This is a genomic window from Escherichia sp. Lx600-2 (genome assembly GCF_036662595.1).
Classification (GTDB): Bacteria; Pseudomonadota; Gammaproteobacteria; order Enterobacterales; family Enterobacteriaceae; genus Escherichia; species Escherichia coli.
In genome coordinates this window covers 1-12,551 of the sequence record NZ_JAYQWM010000015.1, presented here as the reverse complement: position 1 = coordinate 12,551, position 12,551 = coordinate 1, and the positions used below count along the sequence as shown (strand labels likewise).

The 12,551-nt window shown below is 51.2% G+C and carries 7 protein-coding genes and 1 pseudogene; all 8 read left to right on the top strand.

All coding sequences use genetic code 11. The annotated features are described in order from the left end of the window. Positions 1-153 precede the first annotated feature (153 nt). Positions 154-2,340 (top strand): 1,4-alpha-glucan branching enzyme, encoded by a 2,187-nt coding sequence (gene glgB / locus OQV04_RS07890; protein ID WP_001283701.1) that lies wholly within the window; start codon positions 154-156, stop codon positions 2,338-2,340. Then, complete coding sequence (gene glgX / locus OQV04_RS07885) at positions 2,337-4,310, top strand: glycogen debranching protein GlgX (RefSeq protein WP_000192539.1); 1,974 nt, start codon at positions 2,337-2,339, stop codon at positions 4,308-4,310. The genes glgB and glgX overlap by 4 nt, the downstream gene beginning before the upstream one ends. A 17-nt stretch (positions 4,311-4,327) precedes the next feature. Beyond that, entirely contained in the window at positions 4,328-5,623 is a 1,296-nt protein-coding gene (gene glgC / locus OQV04_RS07880) for a glucose-1-phosphate adenylyltransferase (RefSeq protein WP_000253975.1), read from the top strand. Then, complete coding sequence (gene glgA / locus OQV04_RS07875; RefSeq protein WP_001197646.1) at positions 5,623-7,056, top strand: glycogen synthase GlgA; 1,434 nt, start codon at positions 5,623-5,625, stop codon at positions 7,054-7,056. The genes glgC and glgA overlap by 1 nt, the downstream gene beginning before the upstream one ends. A gap of 18 nt (positions 7,057-7,074) precedes the next feature. Next, entirely contained in the window at positions 7,075-9,522 is a 2,448-nt protein-coding gene (gene glgP / locus OQV04_RS07870; RefSeq protein ID WP_000993449.1) for a glycogen phosphorylase, read from the top strand. Between the two features lie 124 nt (positions 9,523-9,646). After that, positions 9,647-11,155 carry a PstS family phosphate ABC transporter substrate-binding protein gene (locus OQV04_RS07865; protein WP_136747862.1) on the top strand — a complete coding sequence of 503 codons (1,509 nt, stop codon included), beginning with the start codon at positions 9,647-9,649 and terminating at the stop codon, positions 11,153-11,155. A gap of 25 nt (positions 11,156-11,180) precedes the next feature. Next, positions 11,181-12,173: a PstS family phosphate ABC transporter substrate-binding protein gene (locus OQV04_RS07860; RefSeq protein ID WP_032288302.1), complete on the top strand. Its 993-nt coding sequence runs from the start codon at positions 11,181-11,183 to the stop codon at positions 12,171-12,173. Further along, positions 12,173-12,475 (top strand): annotated as a pseudogene (locus OQV04_RS07855) (hypothetical protein); the annotation flags it as partial. The gene OQV04_RS07860 and the pseudogene OQV04_RS07855, both read left to right, overlap by 1 nt. Positions 12,476-12,551: the final 76 nt, after the last annotated feature.

Genomic DNA, 12,551 nt, shown 5'->3' with positions numbered 1-12,551 from the left:
GGCTGAATACATGAGTATTCACAGCCTTACCTGAAGTGAGGACGACGCAGAGAGGATGCACAGAGTGCTGCGCCGTTCAGGTCAAAAAAATGTCACAACCAGAAGTCAAAAATCCAATTGGATGGGGTGACACAATAAAACAGGAAGACAAGCATGTCCGATCGTATCGATAGAGACGTGATTAACGCGCTAATTGCAGGCCATTTTGCGGATCCTTTTTCCGTACTGGGAATGCATAAAACCACCGCGGGACTGGAAGTCCGTGCCCTTTTACCCGACGCTACCGATGTCTGGGTGATTGAACCGAAAACCGGGCGCAAACTCGCAAAACTGGAGTGTCTCGACTCACGGGGATTCTTTAGCGGCATCATTCCGCGACGTAAGAATTTTTTCCGCTATCAGTTGGCTGTTGTCTGGCATGGTCAGCAAAACCTGATTGATGATCCTTACCGTTTTGGTCCGCTAATCCAGGAAATGGATGCCTGGCTATTATCTGAAGGTACTCACCTGCGCCCGTATGAAACTTTAGGCGCGCATGCAGATACTATGGATGGCGTCACAGGTACGCGTTTCTCTGTCTGGGCTCCAAACGCCCGTCGGGTCTCGGTGGTTGGGCAATTCAACTACTGGGACGGTCGCCGTCACCCGATGCGCCTGCGTAAAGAGAGCGGCATCTGGGAACTGTTTATCCCTGGGGCGCATAACGGTCAGCTCTATAAATACGAGATGATTGATGCCAATGGCAACTTGCGTCTGAAGTCCGACCCTTATGCCTTCGAAGCGCAAATGCGCCCGGAAACCGCGTCTCTTATTTGCGGGCTGCCGGAAAAGGTTGTACAGACTGAAGAGCGCAAAAAAGCGAATCAGTTTGATGCGCCAATCTCTATTTATGAAGTTCACCTGGGCTCCTGGCGTCGCCACACCGACAACAATTTCTGGTTGAGCTACCGCGAGCTGGCCGATCAACTGGTGCCTTATGCTAAATGGATGGGCTTTACCCACCTCGAACTACTGCCCATTAACGAGCATCCCTTCGATGGCAGTTGGGGTTATCAGCCAACCGGCCTGTATGCACCAACCCGCCGTTTTGGTACTCGCGACGACTTCCGTTATTTCATTGATGCTGCACACGCAGCTGGTCTGAACGTGATTCTCGACTGGGTGCCAGGCCACTTCCCGACTGATGACTTTGCGCTTGCCGAATTTGATGGTACGAACTTGTATGAACACAGCGATCCGCGCGAAGGCTATCATCAGGACTGGAACACGCTGATTTACAACTATGGTCGCCGTGAAGTCAGTAACTTCCTCGTCGGTAACGCGCTTTACTGGATTGAACGTTTTGGTATTGATGCGCTGCGCGTCGATGCGGTGGCGTCGATGATTTATCGTGACTACAGCCGTAAAGAGGGGGAGTGGATCCCGAACGAATTTGGCGGGCGCGAGAATCTTGAAGCGATTGAATTCTTGCGTAATACCAACCGTATTCTTGGTGAGCAGGTTTCCGGTGCGGTGACAATGGCTGAGGAGTCTACCGATTTCCCTGGCGTTTCTCGTCCGCAGGATATGGGCGGTCTGGGCTTCTGGTACAAGTGGAACCTCGGCTGGATGCATGACACCCTGGACTACATGAAGCTCGACCCGATTTATCGTCAGTATCATCACGATAAACTGACCTTCGGGATGCTCTACAACTACACTGAAAACTTCGTCCTACCGTTGTCGCATGATGAAGTGGTCCACGGTAAAAAATCGATTCTCGACCGCATGCCGGGCGACGCATGGCAGAAATTCGCTAACCTGCGCGCTTACTATGGCTGGATGTGGGCATTTCCGGGCAAGAAACTGCTGTTCATGGGGAACGAATTTGCCCAGGGCCGCGAGTGGAACCATGACGCCAGCCTCGACTGGCATCTGTTGGAAGGCGGCGATAACTGGCACCACGGTGTCCAGCGTCTGGTGCGCGATCTGAACCTCACCTACCGCCACCATAAAGCGATGCATGAACTGGATTTTGACCCGTACGGCTTTGAATGGCTGGTGGTGGATGACAAAGAACGCTCGGTGCTGATCTTTGTGCGTCGCGATAAAGAGGGTAACGAAATCATTGTTGCCAGTAACTTTACGCCGGTGCCGCGTCATGATTATCGCTTCGGCATTAATCAGCCAGGCAAATGGCGTGAGATCCTCAATACCGATTCCATGCACTATCACGGCAGTAATGCAGGCAATGGCGGCACGGTACACAGCGATGAGATTGCCAGCCACGGTCGTCAGCATTCACTAAGCCTGACGCTACCACCGCTGGCCACTATCTGGCTGGTTCGGGAGGCAGAATGACACAACTCGCCATTGGCAAACCCGCTCCCCTCGGCGCGCATTACGACGGTCAGGGCGTCAACTTCACACTTTTCTCCGCTCATGCCGAGCGGGTAGAGCTGTGTGTCTTTGACGCCAATGGCCAGGAACATCGCTATGACTTGCCAGGGCACAGTGGCGACATTTGGCACGGTTATCTGCCGGATGCGCGCCCGGGTTTGCGTTATGGTTATCGCGTTCATGGCCCCTGGCAACCCGCCGAGGGGCATCGCTTTAACCCGGCGAAGTTGTTGATTGATCCTTGCGCGCGGCAAATTGACGGGGAGTTTAAAGATAACCCGCTGCTGCACGCCGGTCATAATGAACCTGACTATCGCGACAACGCCGCCATTGCGCCGAAATGCGTAGTGGTGGTTGATCACTATGACTGGGAAGATGATGCCCCGCCGCGCACGCCGTGGGGCAGCACCATCATTTATGAAGCCCATGTTAAAGGATTAACGTACCTGCACCCGGAGATCCCGGTCGAGATCCGTGGCACTTATAAAGCCCTCGGGCATCCGGTGATGATCAACTATTTGAAACAATTGGGCATTACCGCGCTGGAACTGCTGCCAGTGGCGCAGTTTGCCAGTGAACCACGTCTGCAACGCATGGGGCTAAGTAACTACTGGGGTTACAACCCGGTGGCGATGTTTGCGCTGCATCCGGCGTATGCCTGCTCGCCAGAAACGGCGCTGCATGAGTTTCGCGATGCAATCAAAGCACTGCATAAAGCGGGTATCGAAGTCATTCTTGATATCGTGCTCAACCATAGTGCGGAACTGGACCTCGACGGCCCGTTATTCTCGCTGCGTGGGATCGACAACCGTAGCTATTATTGGATAAGAGAAGACGGCGATTATCACAACTGGACCGGTTGTGGCAACACGCTCAATTTGAGTCACCCGGCGGTGGTGGATTATGCCAGCGCCTGCCTGCGTTATTGGGTAGAAACCTGCCACGTCGATGGTTTCCGCTTTGATCTGGCGGCAGTCATGGGCCGTACGCCAGAGTTCCGTCAGGATGCGCCGTTGTTTACCGCTATCCAGAACTGCCCGGTGCTCTCGCAGGTGAAGTTAATTGCTGAACCGTGGGATATCGCTCCTGGTGGTTATCAGGTGGGAAATTTCCCGCCGCTGTTTGCCGAGTGGAACGATCATTTCCGCGATGCTGCCCGTCGTTTCTGGCTACATTATGATTTGCCTCTGGGGGCGTTTGCCGGGCGTTTTGCTGCCTCCAGCGATGTTTTTAAACGTAATGGTCGTCTGCCGAGTGCCGCGATTAATCTCGTCACCGCGCATGACGGTTTTACGCTTCGCGACTGCGTTTGTTTCAACCATAAACACAATGAAGCAAACGGAGAAGAAAATCGCGACGGGACCAACAACAATTACAGTAACAATCATGGTAAAGAAGGGTTAGGCGGTACTCTTGATCTGGTTGAACGGCGGCGCGACAGCATTCATGCCCTGTTAACAACGTTGTTGCTCTCCCAGGGCACGCCGATGTTACTGGCCGGTGACGAACATGGTCACAGCCAGCATGGCAATAACAATGCCTACTGTCAGGATAACCAATTAACCTGGTTGGACTGGTCGCAGGCAAGCAGTGGTTTAACCGCATTTACCGCCGCGTTAATCCATCTGCGCAAGCGTATTCCCGCTTTGGTGGAGAATCGCTGGTGGGAAGAAGGCGACGGCAATGTCCGTTGGCTAAATCGATATGCTCAACCTTTAAGCACGGATGAGTGGCAAAACGGGCCGAAACAGCTGCAAATTCTGCTCTCGGATCGCTTTTTGATCGCAATTAACGCCACGCTTGAGGTAACAGAGATTGTTTTACCTGCTGGGGAGTGGCACGCCATTCCCCCATTCGCTGGAGAGGATAACCCAGTGATTACGGCTGTCTGGCAGGGACCTGCACACGGATTGTGTGTGTTCCAGAGATGATAAAAAAGGAGTTAGTCATGGTTAGTTTAGAGAAGAACGATCACTTAATGTTGGCGCGCCAGCTGCCATTGAAATCTGTTGCCCTGATACTGGCGGGAGGACGTGGTACCCGCCTGAAGGATTTAACCAATAAGCGAGCAAAACCGGCCGTACACTTCGGCGGTAAGTTCCGCATTATCGACTTTGCGCTGTCTAACTGCATCAACTCCGGGATCCGTCGTATGGGCGTGATCACCCAGTACCAGTCCCACACTCTGGTGCAGCACATTCAGCGCGGCTGGTCATTCTTTAATGAAGAAATGAACGAGTTTGTCGATCTGCTGCCAGCGCAGCAGAGAATGAAAGGGGAAAACTGGTATCGCGGCACCGCAGATGCGGTCACCCAAAACCTCGATATTATCCGCCGTTATAAAGCGGAATACGTGGTGATCCTGGCGGGCGACCATATCTACAAGCAAGACTACTCGCGTATGCTTATCGATCACGTCGAAAAAGGCGCACGTTGCACCGTTGCTTGTATGCCAGTACCGATTGAAGAAGCCTCCGCATTTGGCGTTATGGCGGTTGATGAGAACGATAAAATTATCGAATTCGTTGAAAAACCTGCTAACCCGCCGTCAATGCCGAACGATCCGAGCAAATCTCTGGCGAGTATGGGTATCTACGTCTTTGACGCCGACTATCTGTATGAACTGCTGGAAGAAGACGATCGCGATGAGAACTCCAGCCACGACTTTGGCAAAGATTTGATTCCCAAGATCACCGAAGCCGGTCTGGCCTATGCGCACCCGTTCCCGCTCTCTTGCGTACAATCCGATCCGGATGCCGAGCCGTACTGGCGCGATGTGGGTACGCTGGAAGCTTACTGGAAAGCGAACCTCGATCTGGCCTCTGTGGTGCCGGAACTGGATATGTACGATCGCAATTGGCCAATTCGCACCTACAATGAATCATTACCGCCAGCGAAATTCGTGCAGGATCGCTCCGGTAGCCACGGGATGACCCTTAACTCACTGGTATCCGGCGGTTGTGTGATCTCCGGTTCGGTGGTGGTGCAGTCCGTTCTGTTCTCGCGCGTTCGCGTGAATTCATTCTGCAACATTGATTCCGCCGTATTGTTACCGGAAGTATGGGTAGGTCGCTCGTGCCGTCTGCGCCGCTGCGTCATCGATCGTGCTTGTGTTATTCCGGAAGGCATGGTGATTGGTGAAAACGCAGAGGAAGATGCACGTCGTTTCTATCGTTCAGAAGAAGGCATCGTGCTGGTAACGCGCGAAATGCTACGGAAGTTAGGGCATAAACAGGAGCGATAATGCAGGTTTTACATGTATGTTCAGAGATGTTCCCGCTGCTTAAAACCGGCGGTCTGGCTGATGTTATTGGGGCATTACCCGCAGCACAAATCGCAGACGGCGTTGACGCTCGCGTACTGTTGCCTGCATTTCCCGATATTCGCCGTGGCGTGACCGATGCGCAGGTAGTATCCCGTCGTGATACCTTTGCCGGGCATATCACGCTGTTGTTCGGTCATTACAACGGGGTTGGCATATACCTGATTGACGCGCCGCATCTCTATGATCGTCCGGGAAGCCCGTATCACGATACCAACTTATTTGCCTATACCGACAACGTATTGCGTTTTGCGCTGCTGGGGTGGGTTGGGGCAGAAATGGCCAGCGGGCTTGACCCATTCTGGCGTCCTGATGTGGTGCATGCGCACGACTGGCATGCAGGCCTTGCGCCTGCGTATCTGGCGGCGCGCGGGCGTCCGGCGAAGTCGGTGTTTACTGTGCACAACCTGGCCTATCAAGGCATGTTTTATGCACATCACATGAATGACATCCAATTGCCATGGTCATTCTTTAATATTCATGGGCTGGAATTCAACGGACAAATCTCTTTCCTGAAGGCCGGTCTGTACTATGCCGATCACATTACGGCGGTCAGTCCAACCTACGCTCGCGAGATCACCGAACCGCAGTTTGCCTACGGTATGGAAGGTCTGTTGCAACAGCGTCACCGTGAAGGGCGTCTTTCCGGCGTACTGAACGGCGTGGACGAGAAAATCTGGAGTCCAGAGACGGACTTACTGTTGGCCTCGCGTTACACCCGCGATACGTTGGAAGATAAAGCGGAAAATAAGCGCCAGTTACAAATCGCAATGGGGCTTAAGGTTGACGATAAAGTGCCGCTTTTTGCAGTGGTGAGCCGTCTGACCAGCCAGAAAGGTCTCGACCTGGTGCTGGAAGCCTTACCGGGCCTTCTGGAGCAGGGCGGGCAGCTGGCGCTACTCGGCGCGGGCGATCCGGTGCTGCAGGAAGGTTTCCTTGCGGCGGCAGCGGAATACCCCGGCCAAGTGGGCGTTCAGATTGGCTATCACGAAGCATTTTCGCATCGCATTATGGGCGGCGCGGACGTCATTCTGGTGCCCAGCCGTTTTGAACCGTGCGGCTTAACGCAACTTTATGGATTGAAGTACGGTACGCTGCCGTTAGTGCGGCGCACCGGTGGGCTTGCTGATACGGTTTCTGACTGTTCTCTTGAGAACCTTGCAGATGGCGTCGCCAGTGGGTTTGTCTTTGAAGATAGTAATGCCTGGTCGCTGTTACGGGCTATTCGACGTGCTTTTGTACTGTGGTCCCGTCCTTCACTGTGGCGGTTTGTGCAACGTCAGGCTATGGCAATGGATTTTAGCTGGCAGGTCGCGGCGAAGTCGTACCGTGAGCTTTACTATCGCTTGAAATAGTTTTCAGGAAACGCCTATATGAATGCTCCGTTTACATATTCATCGCCCACGCTTAGCGTAGAAGCTCTTAAGCACTCTATCGCTTACAAGCTGATGTTTACGATTGGAAAGGACCCGGTCGTCGCCAATAAACATGAATGGCTGAACGCAACGTTATTTGCTGTGCGCGATCGTCTCGTGGAGCGCTGGTTACGTTCAAACCGTGCCCAGTTGTCGCAAGAAACTCGTCAGGTTTACTACCTGTCGATGGAGTTTTTGATTGGCCGTACGCTCTCCAACGCCATGTTGTCGCTAGGAATTTACGAAGATGTACAGGGCGCACTGGAAGCGATGGGGTTAAATCTCGAAGAGCTGATTGATGAAGAAAATGACCCGGGCCTCGGTAACGGTGGCCTGGGACGTCTGGCGGCTTGCTTCCTCGATTCTCTGGCGACGTTAGGGTTGCCGGGGCGCGGTTACGGCATCCGCTATGACTACGGTATGTTCAAGCAGAACATCGTTAACGGTAGCCAGAAAGAGTCGCCTGACTACTGGCTGGAATACGGTAACCCGTGGGAATTCAAACGCCACAACACGCGTTATAAAGTCCGTTTTGGCGGTCGCATTCAGCAGGAAGGTAAAAAAACGCGCTGGATTGAAACCGAAGAGATTCTGGGAGTCGCTTACGATCAGATAATCCCGGGTTACGACACCGACGCGACCAACACGTTGCGTTTGTGGAGTGCGCAAGCCAGTAGCGAAATTAACCTCGGTAAATTCAACCAGGGTGACTACTTCGCGGCAGTGGAAGATAAAAACCACTCCGAGAACGTATCTCGCGTACTGTATCCGGATGACTCCACCTACTCCGGGCGTGAGCTGCGCCTGCGTCAGGAATACTTCCTGGTTTCCTCGACCATTCAGGACATTTTAAGCCGCCATTATCAGTTGCATAAAACCTACGATAACTTGGCAGATAAAATCGCGATTCATCTCAATGATACCCATCCGGTACTGTCGATTCCTGAGATGATGCGTCTGCTGATCGATGAGCACCAATTTAGCTGGGACGACGCGTTTGAGGTGTGTTGTCAGGTCTTCTCCTACACTAACCACACGCTGATGAGCGAGGCGCTGGAAACCTGGCCGGTTGATATGCTGGGTAAAATTCTGCCGCGTCACCTGCAGATCATCTTTGAAATCAACGACTATTTCCTGAAAACCTTGCAGGAACAGTATCCGAACGATACCGATCTGCTGGGACGGGCGTCGATCATTGATGAATCCAACGGTCGTCGTGTGCGTATGGCCTGGCTGGCGGTTGTTGTGAGCCACAAAGTTAACGGTGTATCGGAACTGCACTCTAATCTGATGGTGCAATCGTTGTTTGCCGACTTTGCGAAAATCTTCCCGGGTCGTTTCACCAACGTCACCAACGGTGTGACGCCGCGTCGCTGGTTGGCGGTAGCGAACCCATCGCTTTCAGCCGTGCTGGACGAACACCTGGGCCGTAACTGGCGCACCGACCTTAGCCTGCTTAATGAGCTGCAACAACACTGTGATTTCCCAATGGTTAATCACGCTGTGCATCAGGCGAAGCTGGAGAACAAAAAGCGTCTGGCAGAGTATATCGCCCAGCAGCTGAATGTGGTGGTGAATCCAAAGGCGTTGTTCGATGTACAAATCAAACGTATTCACGAATACAAACGTCAATTGATGAATGTGTTGCATGTGATTACCCGCTATAACCGCATCAAGGCCGACCCGGATGCGAAGTGGGTACCGCGCGTGAATATTTTTGGCGGTAAGGCGGCTTCGGCCTATTACATGGCGAAGCATATTATCCATTTGATCAATGACGTAGCGAAAGTGATCAACAACGATCCGCAGATTGGCGATAAGCTGAAAGTCGTGTTCATCCCGAACTACAGCGTTAGCCTGGCGCAGTTGATCATTCCGGCGGCAGATCTGTCTGAACAGATTTCGCTGGCAGGGACGGAAGCTTCCGGCACCAGTAATATGAAGTTTGCGCTTAACGGTGCGCTGACTATCGGTACGTTGGACGGTGCGAATGTCGAGATGCTGGATCATGTCGGTGCTGACAATATCTTTATTTTTGGTAACACAGCGGAAGAAGTGGAAGAACTGCGTCGTCAGGGCTACAAACCGCGTGAATACTACGAGAAAGATGAGGAGCTGCATCAGGTGCTGACGCAAATCGGCAGCGGTGTATTCAGTCCGGAAGATCCGGGTCGCTATCGCGATCTGGTTGATTCGCTGATCAACTTCGGCGATCACTACCAGGTACTGGCGGATTATCGCAGCTATGTCGATTGTCAGGATAAAGTCGATGAACTCTACGAGCTTCAGGAAGAGTGGACCGCAAAAGCGATGCTGAACATTGCCAATATGGGCTACTTCTCTTCTGACCGTACTATCAAAGAGTACGCTGATCATATCTGGCATATCGATCCGGTGAGATTGTAATTTCACCAATAAATAGAACGGGGCCAAAGGGTCCCGTTTTTTTCGCCATCATTTCGGAAAAGTGTCCAGAAGGGGCAAGGGGACTCGGGGAGTATAATTTCGCCATTCAGAAAGAATGGAAAGAATAATGCAAAACAGAAAATGGATTTTGTCCTCGCTGGTAATGACTTTTTTCGGCATCCCCATACTGACGCAATTTTTGGCGGCGGTTGTTGCTATGCTGGGTGTCGGACTTGCCGGTATTATTGAAGTTTGTAATATCCTTATCACGCCAACAATTTACCTTCTGCTCAACATTTTTATGCTGGCGCTGGGCGCATTAATGCTATTTTTCTCGGGGCGAGTATGGGCAGGCGATAGTGCACCAGAAAAAAGAGAAATAGCCGTCTGGCGACAATGTCTTTTTTTAGTACCCGCTTTATTAATCCTGGTTGGCTGGATAATCGCGCTGCATCTGGCAGATTATCAATTTCACCAGATGGGATCGGGTTGGTTGGCTGATCTTATGCTCCCCTGGCTGGGCGTTTTGTTAGTCTCAGTAGTCGGAGGTGAGTACTGGTGGATAGTCATTATACCCGTTGGCGCGCATATCAGTTTTTCGCTGGGGTACGGCCGGCCAACCAGACATCCTTTAACCGGTACATCCGGGCTACGTTGCCGTAATTCCCTCCTGTTTATCCTTCTCATGCTTGGTTTTGTCGCTGGTTATCAGGGTTATTTATATAAACAGCTCAATCCTGGTGTCGGTGTACGCGAAAATATTGATATCTGGGCCTGGCAACCCGATAAACTCAATAATCGACTGACGCCGCTGCGTGGCAAACCGCAAATTCAGTTTAGGCAAAACTGGCCGCGAATCGATGGCGCCACGGCTGCGTACCCAATTTATGCTTCTGCATTTTATGCATTAAGTGTAATACCAGAGGATTTTCACGTTTGGGATTATCTGGAAAACTCTCGTACGCCAGAAGCATATAACAAAATCGTTAAGGGCGATGCTGATATTATTTTCGTGGCGCAACCTTCCGGTGGGCAAAAAAAACGTGCAAAGGAATCTGGTGTCACTTTGCTGTACACCCCCTTTGCCCGTGAAGCATTCGTTTTCATCGTCAATGCGGATAATCCGGTTAATTCCCTGACTGAACAACAGGTGCGTGACATTTTCAGTGGTGCAATTACCAACTGGCGTACTGTTGGCGGTAACGATCAGGAGATCCAGACCTGGCAGCGCCCGGAAGACTCTGGCAGCCAGACAGTGATGCAATCACAGGTCATGAAAAATGTCCGCATGATCTCGCCGCAGGAAATGGAAGTGGCAAGCGTGATGGAGGGAATGATTAAAGTCGTTGCCGAATACCGTAATACAAACAACGCAATAGGCTATACCTTCCGCTATTACGCGACGCAAATGAATGCTGATAAAAATATAAAACTGCTAGCGATTAACGGTATTACACCGACTGCGGAAAATATTCGCAACGGCAAATATCCCTATATCGTCGATGCCTTTATGGTAACGAGGGAAAATACAACGTCAGAAACACAAAAACTGGTCGAATGGTTTTTAACGCCGCAGGGGCAGAGTCTGGTAGAAGATGTGGGATATGTGCCGCTGTATCCAACAATGGAATAACGCTCGAGAGAAAGGAATCAGCGAGATGAATAAATTCACCGGTGTTTTACTATTAGGCACGGCGTTACTGGCGGGATGTGTCGACCGGGAAGGGTACTATAACAGCGTCAGGGAAGAAGAGAGCCATGGACTGACGTCTCTGCGGGGGCAACCTGCATTACGTTACAGCGATGATTGGTCAAGATGGCCGAGAGTGTACGGCGCTACAGCCTTATACCCGCTGTATGCCTCCGCGTATTATAAATTAGTACCCGAGCCAAAAGATAAGGATCGAACCTCGCTGGCCTGGCAGGCGTATGGTTTGCAGCAAACCCGAACAGCTGAAGCCTACGATAGTCTGATTAAAGGTTCCGCGACGGTTATTTTTGTTGCACAACCGTCGGAAGGACAGAAAAAACGTGCAGAAGAAGCGGGTGTTAAACTGAAATATACCGCTTTCGCCCGCGAAGCCTTTGTCTTTATCGTTGATATTAATAACCCGGTAAATTCTCTCTCTGAGCACCAGGTTAAAGATATTTTTAGCAGCAAAACTAGCCGCTGGAATAAAGTAGGTGGTAGTGACGAACATATAAAAGTCTGGCAGCGCCCTGAAGATTCTGGAAGCCAAACGATTATGAAGGGATTGGTTATGCAAGACACCCCAATGCTGCCAGCTAAAAAATCTACTGTGATTGATCTTATGGGCGGTTTAATTACTGAAGTTGCCGACTATCAAAACACGCCATCTTCCATTGGGTACACCTTCCACTATTACGTCACTCGTATGAATGACAATATGCTCAAAATGCGCAAGCAGATTAAACTTTTGGCTATAAATGGCGTTGCGCCTACCGAGGAAAATATCCGCAACGGCACTTATCCATACATTGTGGATGCCTATATGGTGACGCGTGAAAATCCCACGCCGGAAACGCAGAAATTTGTTGACTGGTTTATAAGTCAGCAGGGGCAACAGTTGGTAGAGGATGTGGGGTATGTGCTGCTGTATGAAGCATCCCCCGAATCATCAGGACAATAATGATGAATATAATCAGACTTTATATTTATCCGTTATTTCTCGGCTTTGTTATTGTGCCGTTGTTGGTGTGGCCGATGGTGGTTGCGCTGGCTGCTTGTATTATCACGCTGAGTTTTCTGGGGGAAATGCTGTTCTCAATCCCGCTCATGATCAGGCGTATTTCACTTCTGCAATTACAACTTTGGTTATCGGCTGAATATGCGCTTTTCTTCTGTGTAATGTGTTGCGTTGGTTGGCAATTTACTCGTAGAACTCAATCTGAATTGAAAAGCAGGCTCCATTGTTGGTTGGTATTCGCACCGGGTGATGCTGCCAACTTACTGATTTAGTGTATGATGGTGTTTTTGAGGTGCTCCAGTGGCTTCTGTTTCTATCAGC